Annotated in this window: 38 protein-coding genes (1 of these 38 only partly in view); 2 read left to right on the top strand and 36 right to left on the bottom strand. The window is 39.2% G+C overall.

Annotated features, from left to right (window positions below; all coding sequences use genetic code 11):
- Positions 1-520: the 3' portion of a polysaccharide deacetylase family sporulation protein PdaB gene (pdaB, locus tag ACX9TM_RS00870; protein WP_000464703.1), read on the top strand. The gene continues 245 nt to the left of window position 1, outside the view; the window shows 520 of its 765 coding nt (coding positions 246-765); its start codon lies beyond the left edge, outside the window; its stop codon occupies positions 518-520.
- A gap of 117 nt (positions 521-637) precedes the next feature.
- Here the strand turns inward: pdaB and kbaA are convergent, their stop codons facing one another.
- Positions 638-1249 (bottom strand): KinB signaling pathway activation protein KbaA, encoded by a 612-nt coding sequence (kbaA, locus tag ACX9TM_RS00865; protein ID WP_001088524.1) that lies wholly within the window; start codon positions 1247-1249, stop codon positions 638-640.
- 139 nt (positions 1250-1388) lie between these two features.
- Here kbaA and gerD point away from each other — a divergent pair, with 139 nt between their 5' ends.
- Entirely contained in the window at positions 1389-2006 is a 618-nt protein-coding gene (gene gerD, locus ACX9TM_RS00860) for a spore germination lipoprotein GerD (protein ID WP_000827295.1), read from the top strand.
- Positions 2007-2177: 171 nt separating this feature from the next.
- Here gerD and ACX9TM_RS00855 read toward each other — a convergent pair whose 3' ends face one another.
- The 35 genes from ACX9TM_RS00855 to rplB form a co-directional block, all read right to left on the bottom strand.
- The gene (locus tag ACX9TM_RS00855; RefSeq protein WP_000256628.1) at positions 2178-3245 is read right to left on the bottom strand and encodes an Mrp/NBP35 family ATP-binding protein; all 1068 of its coding nucleotides are present in this window, start codon (positions 3243-3245) and stop codon (positions 2178-2180) included.
- 144 nt (positions 3246-3389) lie between these two features.
- Entirely contained in the window at positions 3390-4103 is a 714-nt protein-coding gene (gene cwlD, locus ACX9TM_RS00850) for an N-acetylmuramoyl-L-alanine amidase CwlD (RefSeq protein ID WP_000822439.1), read from the bottom strand.
- Between the two features lie 66 nt (positions 4104-4169).
- Positions 4170-4598, bottom strand: a complete 429-nt coding sequence (locus tag ACX9TM_RS00845) for a DUF2521 family protein (protein WP_001101005.1) — start codon at positions 4596-4598, stop codon at positions 4170-4172.
- A gap of 161 nt (positions 4599-4759) precedes the next feature.
- Positions 4760-5152 (bottom strand): 30S ribosomal protein S9, encoded by a 393-nt coding sequence (gene rpsI, locus ACX9TM_RS00840; RefSeq protein WP_000079986.1) that lies wholly within the window; start codon positions 5150-5152, stop codon positions 4760-4762.
- A gap of 21 nt (positions 5153-5173) precedes the next feature.
- On the bottom strand, positions 5174-5611 hold the full coding sequence (gene rplM / locus ACX9TM_RS00835) for a 50S ribosomal protein L13 (protein ID WP_001260793.1): 438 nt from the start codon (positions 5609-5611) through the stop codon (positions 5174-5176).
- A gap of 152 nt (positions 5612-5763) precedes the next feature.
- Positions 5764-6507 carry a tRNA pseudouridine(38-40) synthase TruA gene (truA, locus tag ACX9TM_RS00830; protein WP_002164804.1) on the bottom strand — a complete coding sequence of 248 codons (744 nt, stop codon included), beginning with the start codon at positions 6505-6507 and terminating at the stop codon, positions 5764-5766.
- Positions 6508-6521: 14 nt separating this feature from the next.
- On the bottom strand, positions 6522-7316 hold the full coding sequence (locus ACX9TM_RS00825) for an energy-coupling factor transporter transmembrane component T family protein (protein ID WP_001186526.1): 795 nt from the start codon (positions 7314-7316) through the stop codon (positions 6522-6524).
- Complete coding sequence (locus tag ACX9TM_RS00820; RefSeq protein ID WP_000406535.1) at positions 7304-8185, bottom strand: energy-coupling factor ABC transporter ATP-binding protein; 882 nt, start codon at positions 8183-8185, stop codon at positions 7304-7306. Before ACX9TM_RS00820 ends, ACX9TM_RS00825 begins: the two co-directional genes overlap by 13 nt.
- Positions 8161-9003, bottom strand: a complete 843-nt coding sequence (locus tag ACX9TM_RS00815) for an energy-coupling factor ABC transporter ATP-binding protein (RefSeq protein ID WP_000711757.1) — start codon at positions 9001-9003, stop codon at positions 8161-8163. The genes ACX9TM_RS00820 and ACX9TM_RS00815 overlap by 25 nt, the downstream gene beginning before the upstream one ends.
- A 103-nt stretch (positions 9004-9106) precedes the next feature.
- A complete protein-coding gene (gene rplQ, locus ACX9TM_RS00810) occupies positions 9107-9469 on the bottom strand; it encodes a 50S ribosomal protein L17 (protein ID WP_000331490.1) in 363 nt (120 codons plus the stop codon).
- 35 nt (positions 9470-9504) lie between these two features.
- Entirely contained in the window at positions 9505-10449 is a 945-nt protein-coding gene (locus ACX9TM_RS00805; RefSeq protein WP_000569643.1) for a DNA-directed RNA polymerase subunit alpha, read from the bottom strand.
- Positions 10450-10629: 180 nt separating this feature from the next.
- Positions 10630-11019: a 30S ribosomal protein S11 gene (gene rpsK / locus ACX9TM_RS00800; protein ID WP_000101798.1), complete on the bottom strand. Its 390-nt coding sequence runs from the start codon at positions 11017-11019 to the stop codon at positions 10630-10632.
- A gap of 24 nt (positions 11020-11043) precedes the next feature.
- Entirely contained in the window at positions 11044-11409 is a 366-nt protein-coding gene (rpsM, locus tag ACX9TM_RS00795; protein WP_000090788.1) for a 30S ribosomal protein S13, read from the bottom strand.
- Positions 11410-11430: 21 nt separating this feature from the next.
- Positions 11431-11544, bottom strand: coding sequence for a 50S ribosomal protein L36 (gene rpmJ, locus ACX9TM_RS00790; protein ID WP_000868344.1), 114 nt, complete (start codon positions 11542-11544; stop codon positions 11431-11433).
- A gap of 35 nt (positions 11545-11579) precedes the next feature.
- On the bottom strand, positions 11580-11798 hold the full coding sequence (gene infA / locus ACX9TM_RS00785) for a translation initiation factor IF-1 (protein WP_001029884.1): 219 nt from the start codon (positions 11796-11798) through the stop codon (positions 11580-11582).
- Between the two features lie 68 nt (positions 11799-11866).
- Positions 11867-12613 (bottom strand): type I methionyl aminopeptidase, encoded by a 747-nt coding sequence (gene map, locus ACX9TM_RS00780; RefSeq protein WP_000582539.1) that lies wholly within the window; start codon positions 12611-12613, stop codon positions 11867-11869.
- Positions 12613-13263: an adenylate kinase gene (locus ACX9TM_RS00775; protein WP_001048989.1), complete on the bottom strand. Its 651-nt coding sequence runs from the start codon at positions 13261-13263 to the stop codon at positions 12613-12615. Before ACX9TM_RS00775 ends, map begins: the two co-directional genes overlap by 1 nt.
- 56 nt (positions 13264-13319) lie before the next feature.
- Positions 13320-14621 carry a preprotein translocase subunit SecY gene (gene secY / locus ACX9TM_RS00770; protein WP_000490117.1) on the bottom strand — a complete coding sequence of 434 codons (1302 nt, stop codon included), beginning with the start codon at positions 14619-14621 and terminating at the stop codon, positions 13320-13322.
- Positions 14621-15061, bottom strand: a complete 441-nt coding sequence (gene rplO / locus ACX9TM_RS00765) for a 50S ribosomal protein L15 (protein WP_000766081.1) — start codon at positions 15059-15061, stop codon at positions 14621-14623. Before rplO ends, secY begins: the two co-directional genes overlap by 1 nt.
- Positions 15062-15094: 33 nt before the next feature.
- Positions 15095-15277 (bottom strand): 50S ribosomal protein L30, encoded by a 183-nt coding sequence (gene rpmD / locus ACX9TM_RS00760; RefSeq protein ID WP_001085234.1) that lies wholly within the window; start codon positions 15275-15277, stop codon positions 15095-15097.
- Between the two features lie 13 nt (positions 15278-15290).
- Positions 15291-15791, bottom strand: a complete 501-nt coding sequence (gene rpsE, locus ACX9TM_RS00755; RefSeq protein ID WP_000554646.1) for a 30S ribosomal protein S5 — start codon at positions 15789-15791, stop codon at positions 15291-15293.
- Positions 15792-15812: 21 nt separating this feature from the next.
- The gene (gene rplR / locus ACX9TM_RS00750; protein WP_000628816.1) at positions 15813-16175 is read right to left on the bottom strand and encodes a 50S ribosomal protein L18; all 363 of its coding nucleotides are present in this window, start codon (positions 16173-16175) and stop codon (positions 15813-15815) included.
- A 31-nt stretch (positions 16176-16206) separates the two neighbouring features.
- Positions 16207-16746, bottom strand: a complete 540-nt coding sequence (gene rplF, locus ACX9TM_RS00745) for a 50S ribosomal protein L6 (protein ID WP_000086558.1) — start codon at positions 16744-16746, stop codon at positions 16207-16209.
- 32 nt (positions 16747-16778) lie between these two features.
- On the bottom strand, positions 16779-17177 hold the full coding sequence (rpsH, locus tag ACX9TM_RS00740) for a 30S ribosomal protein S8 (RefSeq protein ID WP_000245511.1): 399 nt from the start codon (positions 17175-17177) through the stop codon (positions 16779-16781).
- 29 nt (positions 17178-17206) lie between these two features.
- Positions 17207-17392 (bottom strand): 30S ribosomal protein S14, encoded by a 186-nt coding sequence (rpsN, locus tag ACX9TM_RS00735; RefSeq protein ID WP_001085700.1) that lies wholly within the window; start codon positions 17390-17392, stop codon positions 17207-17209.
- Positions 17393-17425: 33 nt separating this feature from the next.
- Positions 17426-17965 (bottom strand): 50S ribosomal protein L5, encoded by a 540-nt coding sequence (gene rplE, locus ACX9TM_RS00730; protein ID WP_001080831.1) that lies wholly within the window; start codon positions 17963-17965, stop codon positions 17426-17428.
- A gap of 26 nt (positions 17966-17991) precedes the next feature.
- The gene (gene rplX / locus ACX9TM_RS00725; protein WP_000558200.1) at positions 17992-18303 is read right to left on the bottom strand and encodes a 50S ribosomal protein L24; all 312 of its coding nucleotides are present in this window, start codon (positions 18301-18303) and stop codon (positions 17992-17994) included.
- A 38-nt stretch (positions 18304-18341) separates the two neighbouring features.
- Positions 18342-18710 (bottom strand): 50S ribosomal protein L14, encoded by a 369-nt coding sequence (gene rplN / locus ACX9TM_RS00720; protein WP_000615912.1) that lies wholly within the window; start codon positions 18708-18710, stop codon positions 18342-18344.
- Between the two features lie 43 nt (positions 18711-18753).
- On the bottom strand, positions 18754-19017 hold the full coding sequence (gene rpsQ / locus ACX9TM_RS00715; protein ID WP_000004106.1) for a 30S ribosomal protein S17: 264 nt from the start codon (positions 19015-19017) through the stop codon (positions 18754-18756).
- 20 nt (positions 19018-19037) lie between these two features.
- A complete protein-coding gene (gene rpmC / locus ACX9TM_RS00710; protein ID WP_000855718.1) occupies positions 19038-19238 on the bottom strand; it encodes a 50S ribosomal protein L29 in 201 nt (66 codons plus the stop codon).
- Positions 19228-19662, bottom strand: a complete 435-nt coding sequence (rplP, locus tag ACX9TM_RS00705) for a 50S ribosomal protein L16 (protein ID WP_000928969.1) — start codon at positions 19660-19662, stop codon at positions 19228-19230. Before rplP ends, rpmC begins: the two co-directional genes overlap by 11 nt.
- A gap of 1 nt (position 19663) precedes the next feature.
- On the bottom strand, positions 19664-20323 hold the full coding sequence (rpsC, locus tag ACX9TM_RS00700) for a 30S ribosomal protein S3 (RefSeq protein ID WP_000529956.1): 660 nt from the start codon (positions 20321-20323) through the stop codon (positions 19664-19666).
- 3 nt (positions 20324-20326) lie between these two features.
- Entirely contained in the window at positions 20327-20668 is a 342-nt protein-coding gene (rplV, locus tag ACX9TM_RS00695; RefSeq protein ID WP_001148024.1) for a 50S ribosomal protein L22, read from the bottom strand.
- A 17-nt stretch (positions 20669-20685) separates the two neighbouring features.
- Entirely contained in the window at positions 20686-20964 is a 279-nt protein-coding gene (gene rpsS / locus ACX9TM_RS00690) for a 30S ribosomal protein S19 (RefSeq protein ID WP_000124454.1), read from the bottom strand.
- Between the two features lie 60 nt (positions 20965-21024).
- Complete coding sequence (gene rplB / locus ACX9TM_RS00685; RefSeq protein WP_000511583.1) at positions 21025-21855, bottom strand: 50S ribosomal protein L2; 831 nt, start codon at positions 21853-21855, stop codon at positions 21025-21027.
- Positions 21856-21870 lie beyond the last annotated feature (15 nt).

Below are 21870 nucleotides of genomic sequence, written 5' to 3'. Positions count from 1 at the left end.
AGAAATTAAGAATGCAACCTTCTTCCTTTCTGCTGCATGGGCCGAAAGACACCCCGATATTGTAGAGCGAATCATGAAAGATGGACACGAAATCGGTAGTATGGGGTACAATTACACATCCTATACTTCTCTAGAGACAAATGAAATAAGACGAGACCTTTTACGAGCACAAGATGTTTTTACGAAACTTGGTGTAAAACAAGTCAAGCTGTTACGTCCACCTAGTGGCGAATTTAACAAAGCAACCCTTAAAATCGCAGAATCACTTGGATACACCGTCGTACATTGGAGTAATAATTCAAACGATTGGAAAAACCCAGGTGTAAATAACATCGTTTCCACTGTCTCTAATAATTTGAAAGGTGGAGATATCGTGTTATTACACGCATCCGATTCTGCCCTTCAAACAAATAGAGCTTTACCGCTGCTCCTGCAAAAAATAAAAAGTGATGGATATGAGCAAATATCCGTTTCACAACTTATTTCCAACACAAGTACGAAAAGTGAAGATGTGAAGTAGCTTCTTCCCTACTACTCTTCACGCATAAAAAGCTCTACTACCTTTCAAGAAGGTGGTAGAGCTTTTTTAATCATACCATTTACAACATTATAACTGATGTTGTATAAAACCTCTCTATTAAGCTGATTTACTTGTTTTTCCGATTAAACGATGTAATACAAGTAATTGATATGCATTACATAACAATAGCGGTATAACCATTAAATATAACCAATCTGTATCATTAATCCGAAGCGCCGGTACCCATTCAAGGATCGTTACAACAACCATAAAGAACAGAGCTGGCACAAATGCTTTTTTATTTGTTTCTTTACTTTTTACATAAGCAACAATTGCTCCAAACACAAATAACATTCCAGCAACAAGTATATTATTCCCTAACGAGACTTCCCCATTTGCAATAAGTACAGATCTTAAATACACAAAATCAAATAATACGAATGCAATAAAGAAGAGCTGGACTGCATTCCATAAAGAAGATGAGCGAAACATCCCTAGTCCAAAACGGTGAATTGTTAAATATGCAAAGAATCCCATTTGACTTATAACACTAAAAATAAATCCTACACCCATCAGCCAGAAAGATACTGCTAAAATCTCCTTACCGTCGAAATTTTGAAAAAATTCATTGTACTTGTCCCACTCCAAAACAAAACCAATAATAACTGTGCTAATCCCACCAAGAAACAACGTCGTTAAAAATAGTCGTACCCACTTGCGGCTATTCACAACACATCCCCCATTATCCTTATATTTCTAATTAAATTGTATCAATGACAATTTCAAAAAGCTAGCCATGTTCATGTATAAATTCCTTAAAGATATTTATATTAAAAAGAGAGAACTGTGCTGAAAGGAGTTCCAACTTATGAAACGGATGCTATTCATTTTCGTTTCTTCTTTTCTACTTATCGCACTTGCAGCATGCGCACAAGGAAAAGAAACGAAATCCGAACTAGATTACGATCAAACAAAGAAAATGATTGTTGATATTTTAAAAACAGATCAAGGTAAGAAAGCTATTCAAGATGTATTAACTGATGAAAAAATGAAACAAGCACTCATACTAGATGAAACAGTAGTAAAGAAAACGATTGAAGATGCCATGGTATCCGATAAAGGGCAACAATTCTGGGAAAAGCTCTTTAAAGATCCTGAGTTCTCATCAAAATTTGCTAAAAGTATGGGGAAAGAACAAACTCAATTAATGAAAACCTTATTAAAAGACCCTGAATACCAAGCAGGCGTTATAGAAATTATGAAAAATCCTGAAGTAGAAAAAATGATGTTACAAACAATGAAGAGTAAAGAATACCGTCAATATCTACAACAAGTACTAACAGAAACTGCTGAAAGTCCACTCTTCCAAGCCAAGATGATTGATATCATTAGTAAAGGTGTGCAAAAAGCTGAAAAAGGCGGATCTGGTAAGAAAGAAGCAGGCGGTGACGGTGGTTCTCAAGGCGAGAAGAAGGAAGAACAGTAAAAAATAATAACTATAATAACGAGTGGACAATTTATATATTGTCCACTCGTTATTACTTTATCTTGCTATTAACAGACAAAATGGCCCCCTCTAATTAAGCGAAAGGTTTACTAGCAACAAAAGCCTTATTGTTGTCAGTAACAGGTGAACCCCACTGATTAAAGTTTCACTTTATTTTTGTGTAACAGCTGTTTTATCAATTACTGTTTCAGCTATTTTACTATAAATAATGCCCGTTGTATGTGTATCTTCATATACTGAAGGAGCAAAGTCTTCTTTATTCCAATCGGGTTGTTGCAGTGGAATACGACCAAGAACATTCGTTTGTAATTCGGTAGCTAACTTATCTCCCCCGCCTTTTCCAAATACATATTCTTTCTCACCAGTTACCTTACTTTCAAAATATGCCATATTCTCAACAACACCAAGAATACTATGTTCAGTGCGCAATGCCATCGCTCCAGCACGCGCTGCTACAAACGCAGCTGTTGGATGAGGCGTCGTTACAATAATCTCTTTGCAAGATGGCAACATTGAGTGCACATCTAACGCAACATCACCTGTGCCTGGTGGCAAATCTAGTACTAAATAATCTAAATCGCCCCATTCTACTTCTGTGAAGAAGTGGTTTAACATTTTCCCAAGCATAGGTCCTCTCCAAATAACTGGTGCATTATCCTCTACAAAGAAGCCCATTGAGATTACCTTTACACCTAAACGTTCCACCGGAATTATCTTGTCACCTCTTACGATAGGACGTTTTTCTATCCCCATCATGTCTGGCACACTAAAACCGTAAATGTCCGCATCAATAATACCAACTTTTTTTCCTAAACGAGCTAAAGCAACTGCAAGGTTAACGGAAACAGTTGATTTTCCCACGCCACCTTTTCCACTCGCTACTGCTAAGAATGTTGTTTTTGAATTAGGTGACAATAAAGATTCACTTTGCTCTTCTTCTTGTTCCGGTGCAAACTGAGCTAATTCCTCTTCTGTAAATTCTGCAAAACGAAGTCCAACTGTTGCTGCCCCAAGTTCTTTTACTAACTTTACAATTCCAGACTGCAACTGCATTTGTTCCGCTGTACCGGTTTTTACGATTGCAATTTTAACACTCACATGTTCCTTCTCTGGCTTGACTGTTACCTCTTTAATTGCACTTGTTTCTTTTAATGTTTTATGTAAAAACGGATCTACAATCCCTTCTAACGCTTCAACCACTTGCTCTTTCGTTACCATAATTAGCCCAGCCCCCTGTATGAAAAATAACGTAATGTTAATTGAATTTATCTCTGCGTATTCTTGAAATAAATGCGTTTACATTTCCAGTATAACATATTTTCCGAAAACTTCGTTAACGAGAGAAGCTCAAAAAAATCCTCCTTATTCTGGAGGATTTCCTTTTTCCGTGAAATAACGTAATATACCACGGTATATTGCAGCTGCTACCTTTTGCTGATATTTCTCCGAATTTAACATATACCTTTCGTTCACATTCGATAAAAAGCCGGCTTCAATTAAAGCACCTGGTGTTTTAGAATACTTTAATAAATACACATGCGAAATTGTCTTAGCAGAACGATTCGTGTTCTCTAAACTTGTTCTCAATTCAGCCTGTATAAATTTTGCAGCACGTTCATTTTCAATCGAAGAGCGGTAATAGAACGTTTGTGCGCCTTTCGATCCACTACTAGTTAAAGCATTTAAATGAATACTTGCAAAAAAGTCTACATCAGGTTTATTGATGATTTCTACACGTTTTTTTAAATCCTCTGCTTTACGTCTACTATATGACTTTGTATCTTTGTTAGCTAAATCATAATCTCCCTCACGCGTTAAAATAACTAGTGCACCTTGTTCTTGTAAATAGTCTTGTACCTTTTTTGTAATTTCAAGCGTAATATCCTTTTCTATAATATCCTTTCCACCAACAGCCCCTCCATCTGGTCCACCATGCCCAGCATCTAATACAATTACTTTCCCTGATAAGGGTAAATTCCAAGCTCGCCACGATTTTGTAATTTGAAATTCTTGCTTGACTAAAAAAAACAATACAACCGCAGCGAGTGCAAAAGAGATAATTCGAATTCTCTTCATACCTTTCCTCCTCCAGCTAGTCCCTCTAATTACTTATATGGGACAAGAGGAAAGTTTATGCTTGTCTTAATGAAGCTTTAATCGATATCTTCTTTCACCTTTTTCATACCCTTCTTGCCACCACAATCCTATAAACTGCTGACAAGATTCAAAAAGTAATTCCTCATCTTTCAACTTTATTTCTCGCATAGTCATACTCGTTAAAAATTGAAATAGCGTTTCAGTTAATTGTTGTTCTTCTTCTAAAGCTCTATATTTCACATCAAAAAACGATTCACCATAATAACCAAATTTACTGTATCTCGCTCCTAATAAATAAGATTCTATCCCTAATTCAATACAGTAATCTTCATACTGACGATGAAGCTCTTGCATTTGAAAGGCATCACGAATATTTGAACGCAATGTTTTTAATGATAATTCCCGCAACATCTTCCGCTCGTATTTTAACTGCTTTTCTTTTTGTTTTTCTTGTAAGCTGACAATGACATTCATAGTACTTATAAACCTCCCTAATACGTATTAGTCTAAACTTCTAAAGAAGAAGCATACGCGCGGCGGTAGCACTAAAATATTCCAAGCTATAAAAATTGCAAAAGAGGAATGAAACATAAAAAACCCCAACCAAAATGGTTGGGGTTTGTAGTTCGCAAAAATTAACGTTTTGAGAACTGAGGTGCACGACGTGCGCCTTTAAGACCGTATTTTTTACGCTCTTTCATACGTGCGTCACGAGTTAATAGACCTGCACGTTTTAGTGTTAGACGGTATTCTGGATCAGCTTTTAATAAAGCGCGAGAAATACCGTGACGAATAGCACCAGCTTGACCAGTGTATCCACCACCATTTACGTTTACAAGTACATCGTAGTTACCTAAAGTTTCTGTTGCAACTAGAGGTTGTTTCACTACTTCACGTAATGCAGCAAATGGGATATAGTTTTCAAAATCACGACCGTTAATGATAACGCGTCCTTCGCCTGGAACTAGGCGTACGCGCGCTACTGAACTCTTACGACGTCCAGTGCCATAGTATTGAACCTGTGCCAAAGTAAGCCCTCCTTTAATTAATTATCCGCGAAGTTCGTAAACTTCTGGTTTTTGTGCTTGGTGTGGATGCTCTGCTCCAGCATACACGTTAAGTTTCTTAGAAACTTGACGGCCTAAGCGTCCTTTTGGAAGCATGCCTTTAATTGCAAGCTCTAACATTTGTACAGGGTAGTTTGTACGCATTTCAAGAGCTGTTCTTTGCTTAAGTCCACCTGGGTGGTTAGTGTGACGGTAGTAAATTTTATCGTTTAATTTATTACCTGTTAAATGAATTTTCTCAGCGTTAATAATAATTACATGATCACCCGTGTCAACGTGTGGTGTAAATGTAGGTTTGTTTTTACCACGTAAAATGGATGCTACTTCACTAGCAAGGCGACCTAAAGTTTGACCTTCAGCATCAACCACATACCATTTACGCTCAACTTCGTTAGCTTTTGCCATAAAAGTCGTACGCATGTGTTTCCCTCCTCGTTATCTTTTCCATAGAAAAAATCTATTGTTTATCTTAAACACGATTTCCTTCCGGGGCTAATCGTGGTTTTAGAAACAATACCATATGTTATGATATACTTTTGAGTTTCTAATGTCAAGCAAATGTTACACCAGGATTAGTTGTTATAGTTTACCTCCCACAAGTAAAGCCCATGACCTGGAGCCATCTTTCCAGCAAACTGACGATTTTGTTTCGCTAAAATCTCTGGAATGCTATCAGGATCAAGCTTTCCTTGCCCTACGCTAAGTAACGTACCAACAATAATTCTGACCATATTATATAAAAATCCATTACCTACAAAACGAAAAATTATTTCATCATCTTGTTCAATTAACTCGATTTCATAAATTGTTCGCACTTTATCTTTTTTGTCAGTTTTTGCCGAACAAAAAGAAGTAAAATCATGCGTTCCAATAAAATAAGGAATTGCTTTTCTTATAGAGTTGATTTCGAGCGGGTATGGATATTGATATACGTAATTTCTACGGAATACATCCGCAGTCTTTGATAATAATACACGATAACGATATTCTTTTTTCTCAACACCGTAACGTGCATGAAATTCTTCTGTTTTTTTCTCTACTTGCCTAATAACAATATCATCTGGCAACATTGTGTTTAAAGCATTACTCCATTGCCACTCTTCAAGAGACAAAGGAGTATCAAAGTGTATTACTTGTCCTTTTGCATGAACTGTAGAATCTGTTCTACCAGATGCCTGAACACGAACAAGTTCTCCCTTATGCAATTTCTGCAATGCTTTTTCTATCTCCTGTTGAACAGTACGATGGTTCGGCTGAATTTGATAACCACAAAAATGCATGCCATCATATGCAACCGTACATTTTATTCTATCCATTTCTCTATTCTCCATTACGATCGCACCCATGCCAAAATACAAGCTAAACAAAATAAGCTGACAATCGTTACTGTATCGCTTGTTTTCCAGCGTAGTTGCCTAAATTTAGTACGTCCTTCACCACTTTGATATCCACGAGCTTCCATCGCAATGGCTAAGTCCTCTGCACGCTTAAAAGCGCTGATAAACAGAGGAACGAGCAGTGAAATAATAGCTTTCATTCTATCTTTTATCGGTCCCCCGGCAAAATCAATACCACGTGACGCTTGTGCTTTCATTATTTTACTCGTTTCATCCATTAATGTCGGGATAAAACGAAGAGAAATTGACATCATTAATGCGATTTCATGAACAGGAACCTTTATACGCTTCAACGGCTTTAATAACGTCTCCAAACCATCTGTAATTTCAATAGGTGTCGTCGTTAACGTTAATAATGTCGTCATTAAAATAATAACGAAGAATCGTACAGAAATGTATATCCCTTGCTCTAATCCTTTTTCATATATCGAAAACCAACCAAGCTGGAATAGTACATCCCCCTCTTTATTTGTAAAAATATGCAGGAAAAATGTAAAAAGAAAAATCCATAAAATTGGTTTTAAGCCCGAAAGTACATAACGAATCGGCACTTTTGCAAAAAATAAAGCAATGAGTGCATATAAAAATAAAAATCCATATGAAATCGCATTATTTGCTAAGAAAACAACAAATACATATAAAAAGACAATCAGCAGCTTCGTACGTGGATCAAGTTGATGAATAAGTGAATTCCCCGGGATATATCTCCCAATAATCAACTGCTGCATGATTCATGACCACCTTTTCGTAACACCTGCACAACTTCATGAGTAAGATCCTCTAAAGATAAGGTAGCCTTTGGAATTGAAATACCAAACTTCTCTTCAATTGCACGTTTATACTTTAATGACATAGGAAGATCCACACCAATTTTCTCTAGTTCATCAGCATGTGAAAATACTTCCTCTGCACTTCCTTGCAAAAAGACCGTTCCTTTATGCATAACTACAATCTGCTCCGCATACTGAGCAGCATCCTCCATATTATGCGTTACAAGGATGACTGTAAGACCCTTCTCCTTGTGCAGCTTATAAAACATCTCCATAAGTTCGTTCTGCCCTTTTGGATCTAGTCCTGCTGTAGGTTCATCTAATACAAGCACTTCAGGTTCCATTGCCAGTACACCCGCTATAGCAACACGTCTCATTTGTCCACCACTTAATTCGAACGGAGAACGTGTTAACAGTTCTGGTTCTAGCCCTACAAGTTCAATTGCCTTTCTAGCCTTTTGCCTTGCTTCGTCTACAGATACTCCAAAATTAGTAGGGCCGAAACAAATATCTTTCTCCACAGTCTCTTCAAACAACTGATGTTCTGGAAATTGAAAGACAACCCCTACTTTTTTACGTAGTGGCTTTAGCTTTTTTTCTTTCTTTCCTGCCGAAATCAAATGTTCACCAATTTGAACTGTACCATTTGTCGGCTGCAATAAACCATTTAAATGTTGAATCATCGTCGACTTTCCTGAACCAGTATGACCGATAATGGCATAATAGCCCCCACTTGGAAACGACACGTCTACATCATAAAGTGCGCGTCTTTCAAATGGAGTTTTATATTGATAACGATGTTCTACTTTTTGGAATGTAATCTCCAAAGTTCGTTCACCAAGCTTTCCATTGTAAGATGCGTATTTTGCAAGAGAATTTCATTTCTTTTTAATAATTCTGCTATTTTCACCGAAAACGGTACATCTAAGCCAATTTCTTGGAGCATATGAGAGGATTTGAAAATTTTTTCTGGAGTCCCTTCCTCTAATATTTCTCCCTTATTTAAAATAATGACACGATCTGACTGTGCCGCTTCTTCTAAATCGTGCGTAATTGATAACACGGTAATACCTTTTTGAGTAACAAGTTGTCTAACCGTTTCTACTACTTCACGTCTCCCTTGAGGGTCTAACATTGACGTTGCTTCATCTAATATTAAAATAGATGGTTGAAGTGCTAAAACGCCTGCTATTGCCACTCGCTGCTTTTGCCCACCAGATAAGGAATGAGGCTCATCATTAAGAAAATCTTCCATACGGACAAGTTGCAAGGCCTGTTCTAATCTTTCAATCATTTGTTCTCTCGGCATTCCGATATTCTCCAAGCCAAATACAACATCATCTTGCACTGTCGTTCCAACAAATTGATTATCTGGATTTTGAAATACCATTCCAATTTGTTTTCGAACATCCCATACCGTTTCCTCTGATAAAACCATTGTATCATTTACTGTAATAGTCCCTGCTTCTGGCAAAAACAAACCATTCAATAATTTTGCAAGTGTAGACTTTCCTGAACCGTTTTGTCCAATAATAGATACCCATTCTCCCTCATATAAGGAAAATGAAACATCTTTTAATGCATAAGTGGCTGCCCCAGGATATTGAAATGATATATTTTCTATCCGAAGTTTCTCTTTTTTCAATAGAAGGCACCCTTTCCTTCGCCAAGTTAGCCTATTTTTATATTTAAAAAAAAGGGCCATGACCAGTTTCTTGAAAAGAACTGTCCTGCCCTTTTAATTATCATTATACTAACTCGATAATTACCATTGGTGCTGCGTCTCCGCGACGTGGACCAATTTTTGCAATACGAGTGTATCCGCCTTGGCGCTCAGCATAGCGTGGAGCTACATCAGCGAATAGTTTTTGAAGTGCATCTTGACCAGTCTCAGCGTTAGCTACTTCATTGCGAATGAAAGCTGCTGCTTGACGACGAGCATGAAGATCTCCGCGTTTACCTAAAGTGATCATTTTTTCCACTACAGAACGAAGTTCTTTTGCACGAGTTTCTGTCGTTTGGATGCGCTCGTTGATAATTAAATCAGTAGCTAAATCACGTAACATAGCTTTACGTTGCGCACTTGTACGGCCTAATTTTCTGTATGCCATTCGTAGTTCCCTCCTTTGTTGATGGGTTTAAATCCTCAGTCGTCTTTACGTAAACCTAAACCTAATTCCTCAAGTTTATGTTTAACTTCTTCTAAGGATTTACGTCCTAAGTTACGAACTTTCATCATATCTTCTTCTGTTTTGTTCGCAAGCTCTTGTACAGTATTAATTCCTGCACGTTTTAGGCAATTATAAGAACGAACAGAAAGGTCTAGTTCTTCGATAGTCATCTCAAGAACTTTCTCTTTTTGATCTTCTTCCTTCTCGACCATAATCTCAGCATTTTGTGCTTCATCAGTTAAACCAACAAAGATATTTAAATGCTCAGTTAAGATTTTGGCACCTAAAGAGATAGCTTCTTTTGGCCCGATGCTTCCATCCGTCCATACATCAAGCGTAAGCTTATCATAATTAGCCACTTGTCCGACACGTGTCTTTTCCACTTGGTAAGTCACACGTGATACTGGAGTATAAATAGAATCAATAGGAATTACTCCTATTGGTTGATCTTCGCTTTTATTTGCATCAGCTGGCGTATACCCACGGCCACGCTTTGCAGTTAAACGCACGCGGAAATGCGCATCTTTTGCTAACGTTGCAATGTGTAAATCTGGATTTAAGATTTCTACATCACTATCGTGAGTAATATCAGCAGCTGTGACAATACCTTCGCCCTGTACATCAATTTCCAACGTCTTCTCTTCTTCAGAGTAGATTTTAAGAGCTAACTTTTTCAAGTTTAAGATGATCGTCGTAACGTCTTCTACTACGCCCTCAACTGTTGAAAATTCATGTAATACGCCATCGATTTGGATAGCAGTAACAGCGGCACCAGGGAGTGAGGATAAAAGAATACGACGTAAGGAGTTACCCAAAGTAGTACCATATCCACGCTCAAGCGGTTCAATTACGAATTTACCATATTTAGCATCTTCGTTAAGTTCAACCGTTTCGATTTTCGGCTTTTCGATTTCAATCATTAACTAAACCCTCCTTCAAAACGTCGAAACCCCGGTTAAACAAAGGTATAACCCCTGTCTAACCGAAAGTCCCCCTTAGGCAGTTCCCGATTGTGCACAACAAGCGATGTTTCTGTACGAAATTTCTCGATAATGCATCATATCCATTATAGACAAAAGGGAAAATTCTATACAGAAAAATTACACACGACGACGTTTTGGTGGACGACATCCATTATGAGGAACTGGAGTAACATCTCTAATTGCTGTTACTTCTAGACCTGCAGCTTGAAGAGCACGAATTGCAGCTTCACGACCAGCACCAGGACCTTTAACAGTAACCTCTAAAGTTTTTAAACCGTGTTCCATTGCAGCTTTAGCAGCAGTTTCAGCAGCCATTTGCGCAGCGAATGGAGTAGATTTACGAGATCCACGGAAACCAAGTGCACCAGCACTAGACCAAGAAAGTGCGTTACCGTGAGTATCTGTAAGTGTTACGATTGTGTTGTTGAAAGTAGAACGAATATGAGCTATACCAGCTTCAATATTCTTTTTCACACGTTTTTTACGAGTGTTTGTTTTACGTGCCATTGTTAGTTCAACCTCCTTTACTTATTATTTCTTTTTATTTGCTACTGTACGACGTGGACCTTTACGTGTACGAGCATTGTTTTTAGAGTTTTGACCACGAACTGGTAAACCACGACGGTGACGAAGACCACGGTAAGAACCGATCTCCATTAGACGTTTGATGTTAAGAGATACTTCACGACGAAGGTCTCCCTCAACTTTAATACGATCGATGATATCACGGATACGTCCTAATTCGTCTTCCGTTAAATCACGAACTCGTGTTTCTTCAGAAATACCTGCTTCAGCAAGAATTTTTTCAGCAGTTGTGCGACCAATGCCGAATACGTAAGTTAAAGAAATAACAACGCGTTTGTCTCGAGGAATATCTACACCTGCGATACGTGCCATTACGAATGCACCTCCTTCTGATTAACCTTGTTTTTGTTTATGTTTAGGGTTTTCACAAATAACCATTACTTTTCCACGTCTACGAATAACTTTACATTTTTCGCAGATTGGTTTAACTGACGGTCTTACTTTCATGTCTCGAACCTCCTTAAAGATTACGGAGTGCTATATTATTTAAAACGGTACGTAATACGACCACGATTTAAATCGTACGGAGATAATTCTACCGTAACTTTGTCTCCTGGTAAAATACGAATGAAGTTCATACGGATTTTACCAGAAACGTGAGCCAATACGACATGCCCATTCTCTAATTCTACTTTGAACATAGCATTTGGCAACGTTTCAAGAACGGTACCTTCGACTTCAATTACATCATCTTTAGCCATTCAATAGTTCTCCCTTCTTCAAATCAGTAACATTTTACACTGCTCTGAAATCCCGGAGAGCCAGCTACTTATAAAGTGGTAAGGATTTCGTATCCTGCTTCTGTAAGAGCAATCGTGTGCTCAAAATGGGCACACCATTTACCATCTACCGTTACCACTGTCCAGTCATCAGATAGTGTTTTTACATATCGTCTTCCTTGATTCACCATCGGCTCAACACAGATGACCATTCCCGGCTTTAATCTAGGGCCTCTATTTGGTGGACCATAGTGCGGGATTTGAGGGTCCTCATGTAAGTCTTGCCCGATTCCGTGACCAACATACTCCCTAACGATCGAGAATCCATTCTCTTCAGCATGGGTTTGAACCGCATGTGAGATATTTGATAATCTCTCGCCTGGTTTTACTTGTTCTAGACCAAGATACAACGATTTTTCTGTGACATCAAGTAGCTTTTGAACAGATTCAGAAATGTTTCCAACTGGATACGTCCATGCAGAATCTCCATGGTACCCATTGTATTTCGCACCAATATCGATACTGATGATATCGCCCTCTTTGAGCTTGCGCTTCCCTGGAATTCCGTGTACAAGCTCTTCATTTACAGAAGCACATATGCTCCCCGGAAATCCGTTGTATCCTTTAAAAGATGGCGTAGCACCATATTTTTGAATCGTCTTTTCCGCTATTTGATCGAGCTCTTTCGTTGTAATTCCTGGAGTAATGTGCTGTTTCAACTCTTGATGAGTCAAAGCAACGATCCTGCCAGCTTCTCGCATGATTTCTATCTCGCGAGGAGTTTTGCAGATTATCATTACGCTAAGCCTCCGATGAGAACATCGATATCAGCAAATACTTTATTGATATCTTGCTCACCATTAATGCTTTGTAAGTAACCAAGCTCTTCGTAGAAATCAAGCAAAGGTTTTGTTTGCTTAATATTTACATCTAAACGATTTGCTACAGTTTCTTCATTGTCATCAGAGCGTTGATATAATTCGCCACCACATTTATCGCACACATCAGCTTTTGCTGGTGGATTGAATTCTAAGTGGTAAGTCGCACCGCACTCTTTACAAATGCGACGGCCTGTAAGGCGTTTTAATAACAACCCTGAATCCACATTAATGTTTAAAACATAGTCGATTTTTTTGCCAAGATCTTTCATAATTTCTTCAAGAGCTGATGCTTGTGCAACAGTTCGTGGGAAACCGTCTAGTAAGAAACCTCTTACGCAGTCGTCTTGACTTAAACGTTCACGAACGATTCCGATTGTAACTTCATCTGGAACAAGTGCACCTTTATCAATAAAAGATTTTGCTTGTAGACCCATTTCAGTTTCAGCCTTCATAGCTGCACGGAACATGTCTCCTGTTGAAATGTGAGGGATGTTATACTTGGCAACAATCTGTTCGGCTTGTGTACCTTTACCAGCACCAGGAAGCCCCATTAAAATTAAGTTCATCCTTGTTCCCCCTCAGAGTACATGAGCATGTAGGGAAGACAATTCTTCCCACTTACTCACTGCTTGATAAACCCTTTGTAATGGCGTTTTACCAGTTGGCTTTCTAGCTGCTTCATTGTTTCTAAAGCAACGCCGACAACGATTAACATACTCGTTCCACCGATCTGTGCAGATGGAGGAAGATTTCCCAATTTCGTAAAGATAACTGGTAAGATTGCAATCGCTGCTAGGAAAATTGATCCTACAAAGGTCAAACGATACAAGATTTTTGTTAGATATTGTTCCGTATTCTTACCCGGACGAATACCTGGAACATATCCACCTTGCTTGTTTAGATTCTCTGACATTTGCTCTGGATTAACCTGAACAAATGCATAGAAATATGTGAAGGCTACAATGAGCGCAACATATATGATCATTCCCACTGGGTGAGAATAGTTAAAGTTTGCAATAATCCACTGCGATACATCATGTTTCGGGAAGAACTGTGCAATAGTCGGAGGCGTAATTAAGAATGAAACAGCAAAAATTACTGGAATAACACCAGCACTATTTACCTTAAGCGGTAAATGTGTGTTTTGTGCTCCAGCATAACCACCATTTCCTCCTGTTACACGCTTCGCATATTGAATTGGGATCTTTCTAACAGCCTGTTGAATGAAAATAACACCCACAATAACTGCTAGCACAGCTAGTAAAATCAATGCAACTTTAACGATACTCATGAACAATTGATCTCCGATATTTTGAAACTGTTGCTGATACACTTGAGATATAACACTTGGGATCGCTGCGGCAATACCGCCAAAGATAAGGATGGAAATACCATTACCTACACCTTTAGCTGTAATCTGTTCACCTAACCACATTAAAAATGCAGTACCAGCAGTCAGTACCGTAGCAATGTATAAATAAGTGCTCCAACCTGGATTCAAAATTAATTGTCCACCTACCATACCGTTAAAACCGATTGACATACCAAACCCCTGAATAAACGCAAGAACAATTGTAAAGTAACGCGTGAATTGCGTTAATTTACGACGGCCCATTTCACCTTGCTTCGACCATTCCGAAAATTTAGGAACAACATCCATCTGCAATAATTGCACGATGATGGATGCTGTAATATACGGCATGATTCCCATCGCAAAGATGGAGAAGTTTTTCAAGGCTCCACCGCCAAATGTATTTAGAATACCTAAAGCATTTAATTGATCTTGTGCCTTCAGTACGTCTCCATTTGTAAATGGCACGGGGATAAACGTGCCAATCCTGAATACGATTAACATCGCTAAAGTGAATAATATTTTACGTCTTATCTCAGCAACGCGCATAAAGTTGGAGATTGTACGAAACATTAGATCACCTCAACTGATCCGCCAGCTGCTTCAATTGCTTCTTTAGCACTTGAAGAGAACTTGTGCGCTTTAACAGTTAGTTTTTTCTCTACTGCTCCGCTTGCAAGAACTTTAACACCGTCGTTTAACTTGCTGATAACGCCAGTTTCCAGCAATAATTCAGGTGTTACTTCTGTACCATCTTCAAAACGATTTAACGTTGATAAGTTTACAATAGCAAACTCTTTACGGTTAATGTTTGTGAAGCCGCGTTTTGGTAAACGACGGAATAATGGAGTTTGACCACCTTCGAAGCCAAGACGAACACCGCCGCCAGAACGTGCGTTTTGTCCTTTATGACCTTTACCAGCAGTTTTACCGTTACCAGAACCGATACCACGACCGACACGGTTACGTACTTTACGAGAACCTTCTGCAGGTTTTAATTCATGAAGTTTCATTCCCAGGCACCTCCTTATATTAATGAGTTATCCTTAAGCTTCTTTTACAGTTACAAGGTGAGAAACTTTGTTGATCATACCAAGAATAGCAGGAGTTTCTTCCTTAACTACAGTTGAATTCAACTTTTTAAGACCTAAAGCTTCTACCGTCGCACGTTGATCTTGTGGACGACCAATTACACTACGAGTGAGGGTAATTTCTAACTTTTTCGCCATTTGTTTTCCCTCCTTAACCTAGTAGCTCTTCTACAGATTTACCGCGTAATTTTGCAACATCTTCAGCGCGCTTAAGTTCGCTTAATCCGTTCACAGTAGCGCGAATCATGTTGATTGGTGTGTTAGAACCAAGAGATTTCGAAAGAATATCTTGTACACCAGCTAATTCAAGGACCGCACGAACAGGTCCACCAGCAATAACACCAGTACCCTCAGCAGCAGGTTTTAAGAATACTTCACCAGCGCCAAAATGACCGTTGATTGTGTGTGGAATTGTTGTACCAACTAATGGTACAGCGATTAAGTTTTTCTTAGCGTCTTCGATAGCTTTACGGATTGCGTCTGGTACCTCTTGTGCTTTACCAGTACCGAATCCAACATGACCGTTTTTATCGCCAACTACAACTAGTGCAGCAAAGCGGAAACGACGACCACCCTTAACAACTTTCGCGACACGATTTATCGTAACTACACGTTCTTCAAGTTCTAATTTACTTGGGTCAATGCGATGCATCAATTTTCCCTCCTTTGACCATTAAAATTGTAATCCAGCCTCACGAGCAGCTTCAGCTAGAGCTTTAACACGGCCATGGTATAAGTAACCACCGCGATCAAATACTACTTCTTTAACGCCTTTCTCTACAGCACGCTTAGCAACTGATTCTCCAACTTTCGTAGCAGCTTCAATATTGCTAGTACCGTTAAGAGCAAGGTCTTTATCAAGAGTAGATGCACTTACTAACGTTACACCATTCACATCATCAATAACTTGAGCGTAAATATGTTGGTTAGAACGGAACACGTTTAAACGTGGACGCTCTGCAGTACCAGTAAGTTTAGCACGTACACGTGCATGTCTTTTCTTACGAGTCGCATTTTTATCAGCTTTAGTGATCATTCTTGTCACTCCTTTCTCTCACCTAACGGGTTTACTTAGCAGTTTTACCTTCTTTACGACGAACAACTTCGCCTTCGTAACGAATACCTTTACCTTTGTAAGGCTCAGGAGCACGTACAGCACGGATGTTAGCAGCGAATTCGCCAACACGTTGCTTGTCGATACCTTTAATTACGATCTTAGTTGGTGCAGGTACTTCAACTTCAAGACCTGCTTCCGGAGTCATTTCTACTGGATGAGAATAACCTACGCTTAATACAAGTTTATCACCTTGTTTTTGAGCACGGTAACCAACACCGACTAATTCAAGTCCGCGTGCGAAACCTTCAGTTACACCTTCAACCATGTTTCCGATTAAAGCACGAGTTGTACCGTGTAATGCACGGTGTTCCTTCTGTTCAGATGGACGCTCAACTGTTAATGTATTCTCTTCAATTTTGATAAGCATATCAGCATTGAAAGTACGAGTTAATTCACCTTTAGGGCCTTTTACTGTTACAGTATTGTCTTCTGCAACTGTAATAGTAACACCTGCAGGGATTTCAAGAATCTTTTTACCAATACGAGACATGTGGTCACACCTCCGTTCGTTTTAAATATATATTACCAAACGTATGCTACTACTTCTCCACCAGTTTGTAATTGACGAGCGTCTTTGTCTGTCATTACTCCCTTAGATGTAGAAACAAGAGCGATACCTAATCCGTTAAGTACACGTGGTACTTCGTCAGCTTTAGCGTAAACGCGTAAGCCAGGTTTACTGATACGTTTTAATCCAGTGATTACACGTTCATTGTTTGCACCATATTTCAGGAAAATACGAAGGATACCTTGTTTGTTATCCTCGATGTATTCTACATCACGAATGAAACCTTCACGTTTTAAAAGTTCAGCGATCTCTTTTTTGATTTTAGAAGCAGGAACCTCTAATTTCTCATGACGTACCATGTTCGCATTACGGATGCGAGTAAGCATGTCTGCAATTGGATCTGTCATCACCATGTGTTTTACCTCCTTCCCATTTGTGGGTTTTACCAACTAGCTTTTTTAACACCAGGAATTTGACCTTTATATGCAAGTTCACGGAAACAAATACGGCAAAGTTTAAATTTGCGGTATACAGAATGCGGACGACCGCAGCGTTCGCAACGTGTATACTCTTGTACTTTAAACTTAGGAGTACGCTTTTGTTTCGCTATCATAGATTTTTTAGCCACGTTTTCGCCTCCTCTACTTAGCGTTGGCTTCCATTATTTTTGGAATGGCATACCGAATTGTGTTAAAAGTTCACGAGCTTCTTCATCAGTTTTCGCTGTAGTAACGATTACGATGTCCATACCGCGGACTTTGCTTACTTTATCATAATCAATCTCAGGGAAAATAAGTTGCTCTTTAACACCTAATGTATAGTTTCCACGACCATCGAATGATTTCTTAGAAACACCACGGAAATCACGTACACGTGGTAAAGAAACTGATACTAATTTGTCGAAGAACTCATACATTTGCTCGCCGCGTAAAGTTACTTTCGCACCGATTGGCATACCTTCACGAAGACGGAAACCAGCGATTGATTTTTTAGCACGAGTTACAACAGGTTTTTGACCTGTGATTTGTGTTAATTCTTCTACTGCGTTGTCTAACGCTTTTGAGTTAGATACCGCGTCACCAACACCAGTGTTGATTACGATCTTTTCGATTTTTGGTACCTGCATTACAGATTTATAGTTAAACTTGCTCACTAGAGCAGGAGTAATTTCCTTTTGGAACTTCTCTTTAAGGCGATTCAATGAAGTGACCTCCTTTCTTAAGAAAATTATTTATCTAATAATTCACCAGATTTTTTTGCAATACGAACTTTTTTACCATCTTCTACTTTGAAGCCTACGCGAGTAGGTTCACCTGTTTTCGGATCTAAAATCATAACGTTAGAAACGTGAATAGGTGCTTCTTTAGTAATAATTCCACCTTGTGGATTTAATTGAGATGGCTTAGAGTGCTTCTTAACGATATTGACACCCTCAACGATAACACGGTTTTGCTTTGGGAAAGCCACAAGGATAACGCCTTGTTTTCCTTTGTCTTTACCAGTGATTACCTGTACTTTATCACCTTTTTTTACATGCATCTTAATTCTGCACCTCCTTAGCAAGGCAATACCTTAAATTATAGAACTTCTGGAGCTAAAGAAACGATCTTCATGAAGTTGCTATCACGTAATTCACGAGCTACTGGTCCGAAGATACGAGTACCACGTGGGCTCTTATCGTCTTTAATGATAACCGCTGCGTTTTCATCAAATTTGATGTAAGAACCGTCCGGACGACGAGCTCCGCTCTTCGTACGTACTACTACTGCTTTAACAACGTCACCTTTTTTAACAACGCCACCTGGTGTTGCTTGTTTTACCGTAGCAACGATAATGTCACCAATGTTAGCATATTTACGACCAGAGCCGCCTAATACTTTAATTGTTAAAAGTTCACGTGCACCAGAGTTGTCAGCAACTTTCAAACGAGATTCTTGTTGGATCATGTTATGAAACCTCCCTTCGGACTAAAAATTCCGATTCGTCTATTTAGATAATAACCGCTTCTTCAACGATTTCAACTAAACGGAAACGCTTAGTAGCAGAAAGCGGGCGAGTTTCCATGATTTTAACGATATCGCCAAGTTTCGCTTGGTTTTGCTCATCATGGGCTTTGTACTTCTTAGAATACTTAACACGTTTTCCGTACAAGGAATGAGTTTTGTAAGTTTCAACTAAAACTGTAATCGTTTTGTCCATTTTGTCAGACACTACACGACCAGTATAAACTTTGCGTTGGTTACGTTCGCTCACTATGCAAACCTCCCCTCAATTTATCGATTAATTCCGATCTCTCTTTCACGAACTACAGTTTTCATACGAGCAATTGCTTTACGCACTTCACGAATGCGAGTTGGATTCTCTAATTGTCCTGTAGCAAGTTGGAAGCGAAGATTAAACAACTCTTCCTTTAAAGCTTTAACTTTTGTTTCGATTTCGGCAGTGGTTAATTCACGAATATCATTAGTTTTCATTAGATTCACCACCATTTTCTTCACGTTTTACGAATTTACATTTCACAGGTAACTTGTGAGCTGCAAGACGTAATGCTTCGCGTGCTACCTCTTCAGATACACCCGCGATTTCGAACATAATTTTCCCAGGTTTTACTACTGCTACCCAGCCTTCTGGTGCCCCTTTACCGGAACCCATACGTACTTCTAGAGGTTTTGCAGTGTAAGGTTTAGAAGGGAAAATTTTAATCCATACTTTACCGCCACGTTTCATGTAACGAGTCATTGCACGACGAGCAGCTTCGATTTGACGGTTTGTAATCCATGAAGCAGCTTGTGCTTGTAAACCGAATTCACCGAAAGCAATTTCAGTTCCACCTTTAGCACGACCACGCATTTTACCACGATGCTCTCTACGATATTTTACGCGTTTTGGCATTAACATATTATTTTCCTCCTTCCTCAGAAGCTTTCTTTTTTGTAGGAAGGACTTCTCCACGGTAGATCCATACTTTTACGCCTAATTTACCGTATGTTGTATCAGCTTCAACTGCTGCATAGTCAATATCAGCGCGAAGTGTATGAAGTGGAACAGTTCCTTCACTGTAAGATTCTGCACGAGCGATATCAGCTCCGCCAAGACGACCAGAAACCTGTGTTTTAATACCTTTAGCACCTGCACGCATAGCACGTTGAATAACTTGCTTTTGTGCACGACGGAATGATACACGGTTTTCTAATTGACGAGCGATGTTTTCGCCTACTAATTTAGCGTTAAGATCAGCTCTCTTAACTTCTAAAATGTTGATGTGTACACGCTTGCCTGTTAATTGGTTAAGAGCTTTACGAAGTGCTTCAACTTCAGTACCACCTTTACCAATTACCATACCAGGTTTTGCAGTGTGAATTGTAACATTTACACGATTTGCTGCACGTTCGATTTCTACTTTAGCAACAGCAGAATCTTTTAAGCGTACATTAATGTACTCACGGATTTTGATGTCTTCATGTAATAATGTAGCGTAATCTTTCTCAGCGAACCAACGAGATTCCCAGTCACGGATAACGCCGACACGAAGACCAATTGGATTAACCTTTTGACCCATCGATTATCCCTCCTTCTTTTCTGATACCACAACTGTGATGTGGCTTGTGCGTTTGTTAATTTGGCTTGCACGACCCATTGCACGTGGACGGAAACGTTTTAACGTTGGACCTTCGTCAACGAAAACTTTTTCTACAACTAGGTTGTTAATGTCCATCTCATAATTGTGCTCTGCATTTGCGATTGCAGATTTTAAAACTTTTTCTACAACTGGAGAAGCAGTTTTTGGTGTGTGGTTAAGGATAGCAATCGCTTCACCCACTTGCTTACCTCGGATTAAGTCTACTACTAAACGAACTTTACGAGGAGCAATACGAACTGTTCTCGCTACTGCTTTAGCTTGCATTGAAGTGCCTCCTCTCATTATCTTCTAGTTTTCTTATCGTCAGCAAGGTGACCTTTGTACGTACGAGTTGGTGCGAATTCACCTAACTTATGGCCAACCATATCCTCAGTGATGTACACAGGTACGTGTTTACGACCATCATATACAGCGATTGTGTGTCCGATGAACTGAGGGAAGATTGTTGAACGGCGAGACCAAGTTTTAACAACTTGTTTTTGCTCAGATGCAACTAATTTTTCCATTTTGCTCATTAAGTGATCATCGACAAATGGTCCTTTTTTTAAGCTACGAGCCATTTTGGTGCCTCCCTTCGTGATTGGCGTACGGTTCTAGAAATGAACCGTACTACAATCCCATTATTTTTTACGACGACGAACGATAAATTTGTCAGACGCTTTGTTTTTCTTACGAGTCTTGAATCCAAGAGTTGGTTTACCCCATGGAGACATTGGAGACTTACGTCCGATTGGAGAACGTCCTTCACCACCACCGTGTGGGTGATCAACAGGGTTCATTACAGAACCACGAACTGTTGGGCGTTTACCTAACCAGCGAGAGCGACCTGCTTTACCGATTTTGATAAGTTCGTGTTGTTCGTTACCTACTTGACCGATTGAAGCGCGACAAGCAGATAATACAAGACGTACTTCACCAGAAGTTAAACGTACAAGTACGTATTTACCTTCTTTACCAAGTACTTGAGCAGATGTACCAGCAGAACGAACTAATTGTCCGCCACGACCAGGCTTAAGCTCGATGTTATGAACAACAGTACCTACTGGAATGTTGATTAATGGTAATGCGTTACCGATTTTAATGTCAGCTTCTGGGCCAGACATAACTTCCATACCTACTTCTAAAGATTTAGGAGCAAGAATGTAACGTTTTTCACCGTCAACGTAGTTAATTAATGCGATATTCGCAGAGCGGTTTGGATCGTATTCGATCGTAGCAACGCGTCCTGGAATTCCATCTTTGTTACGCTTAAAGTCGATGATACGGTATTGACGCTTATGTCCGCCACCTTGATGACGTACAGTGATTTTACCTTGGTTATTACGACCAGCCTTCTTGCTTAAAGGAGCAAGTAATGACTTTTCGGGTCTATCAGTCGTGATTTCAGCGAAATCATTCGTAGTCATATTACGACGACCGTTAGTAGTTGGATTATACTTTTTGATTCCCATCTCAATTTCCCTCCT

The organism is Bacillus sp. LH1 (assembly GCF_057924895.1).
This window is presented reverse-complemented; position numbering and strand designations above follow the sequence as displayed.

Excerpts from the sequence above, each read along its gene's own strand:
- gerD (WP_000827295.1), top strand. The coding sequence starts at position 1,389 with ATGAAACGGATGCTATTCATTTTCGTTTCTTCTTTTCTACTTATCGCA.
- ACX9TM_RS00855 (WP_000256628.1), bottom strand. The coding sequence starts at position 3,245 with ATGGTAACGAAAGAGCAAGTGGTTGAAGCGTTAGAAGGGATTGTAGAT.
- cwlD (WP_000822439.1), bottom strand. The coding sequence starts at position 4,103 with ATGAAGAGAATTCGAATTATCTCTTTTGCACTCGCTGCGGTTGTATTG.
- ACX9TM_RS00845 (WP_001101005.1), bottom strand. The coding sequence starts at position 4,598 with ATGAATGTCATTGTCAGCTTACAAGAAAAACAAAAAGAAAAGCAGTTA.
- rplM (WP_001260793.1), bottom strand. The coding sequence starts at position 5,611 with ATGCGTACGACTTTTATGGCAAAAGCTAACGAAGTTGAGCGTAAATGG.
- truA (WP_002164804.1), bottom strand. The coding sequence starts at position 6,507 with ATGGATAGAATAAAATGTACGGTTGCATATGATGGCATGCATTTTTGT.
- ACX9TM_RS00825 (WP_001186526.1), bottom strand. The coding sequence starts at position 7,316 with ATGCAGCAGTTGATTATTGGGAGATATATCCCGGGGAATTCACTTATT.
- rplQ (WP_000331490.1), bottom strand. The coding sequence starts at position 9,469 with ATGGCATACAGAAAATTAGGCCGTACAAGTGCGCAACGTAAAGCTATG.
- ACX9TM_RS00805 (WP_000569643.1), bottom strand. The coding sequence starts at position 10,449 with ATGATTGAAATCGAAAAGCCGAAAATCGAAACGGTTGAACTTAACGAA.
- rpsK (WP_000101798.1), bottom strand. The coding sequence starts at position 11,019 with ATGGCACGTAAAACAAACACTCGTAAAAAACGTGTGAAAAAGAATATT.
- rpsM (WP_000090788.1), bottom strand. The coding sequence starts at position 11,409 with ATGGCACGTATCGCAGGTGTAGATATTCCTCGAGACAAACGCGTTGTT.
- rpmJ (WP_000868344.1), bottom strand. The coding sequence starts at position 11,544 with ATGAAAGTAAGACCGTCAGTTAAACCAATCTGCGAAAAATGTAAAGTT.
- infA (WP_001029884.1), bottom strand. The coding sequence starts at position 11,798 with ATGGCTAAAGATGATGTAATTGAAGTCGAAGGTACCGTTCTTGAAACG.
- map (WP_000582539.1), bottom strand. The coding sequence starts at position 12,613 with ATGATAATCTGCAAAACTCCTCGCGAGATAGAAATCATGCGAGAAGCT.
- ACX9TM_RS00775 (WP_001048989.1), bottom strand. The coding sequence starts at position 13,263 with ATGAACTTAATTTTAATGGGGCTTCCTGGTGCTGGTAAAGGTACACAA.
- secY (WP_000490117.1), bottom strand. The coding sequence starts at position 14,621 with ATGTTTCGTACAATCTCCAACTTTATGCGCGTTGCTGAGATAAGACGT.
- rplO (WP_000766081.1), bottom strand. The coding sequence starts at position 15,061 with ATGAAACTTCATGAATTAAAACCTGCAGAAGGTTCTCGTAAAGTACGT.
- rpmD (WP_001085234.1), bottom strand. The coding sequence starts at position 15,277 with ATGGCGAAAAAGTTAGAAATTACCCTCACTCGTAGTGTAATTGGTCGT.
- rpsE (WP_000554646.1), bottom strand. The coding sequence starts at position 15,791 with ATGCATCGCATTGACCCAAGTAAATTAGAACTTGAAGAACGTGTAGTT.
- rplR (WP_000628816.1), bottom strand. The coding sequence starts at position 16,175 with ATGATCACTAAAGCTGATAAAAATGCGACTCGTAAGAAAAGACATGCA.
- rplF (WP_000086558.1), bottom strand. The coding sequence starts at position 16,746 with ATGTCTCGTATTGGTAAAAAGATTCTTGAAATCCCTGCAGGTGTTACT.
- rpsH (WP_000245511.1), bottom strand. The coding sequence starts at position 17,177 with ATGGTGATGACAGATCCAATTGCAGACATGCTTACTCGCATCCGTAAT.
- rplX (WP_000558200.1), bottom strand. The coding sequence starts at position 18,303 with ATGCATGTAAAAAAAGGTGATAAAGTACAGGTAATCACTGGTAAAGAC.
- rplN (WP_000615912.1), bottom strand. The coding sequence starts at position 18,710 with ATGATCCAACAAGAATCTCGTTTGAAAGTTGCTGACAACTCTGGTGCA.
- rpmC (WP_000855718.1), bottom strand. The coding sequence starts at position 19,238 with ATGAAAACTAATGATATTCGTGAATTAACCACTGCCGAAATCGAAACA.
- rplP (WP_000928969.1), bottom strand. The coding sequence starts at position 19,662 with ATGTTAATGCCAAAACGCGTAAAATATCGTAGAGAGCATCGTGGTAAA.
- rpsC (WP_000529956.1), bottom strand. The coding sequence starts at position 20,323 with ATGGGTCAAAAGGTTAATCCAATTGGTCTTCGTGTCGGCGTTATCCGT.
- rplV (WP_001148024.1), bottom strand. The coding sequence starts at position 20,668 with ATGCAAGCTAAAGCAGTAGCGAGAACAGTTCGTATTGCTCCTCGTAAA.
- rpsS (WP_000124454.1), bottom strand. The coding sequence starts at position 20,964 with ATGGCTCGTAGCTTAAAAAAAGGACCATTTGTCGATGATCACTTAATG.
- rplB (WP_000511583.1), bottom strand. The coding sequence starts at position 21,855 with ATGGGAATCAAAAAGTATAATCCAACTACTAACGGTCGTCGTAATATG.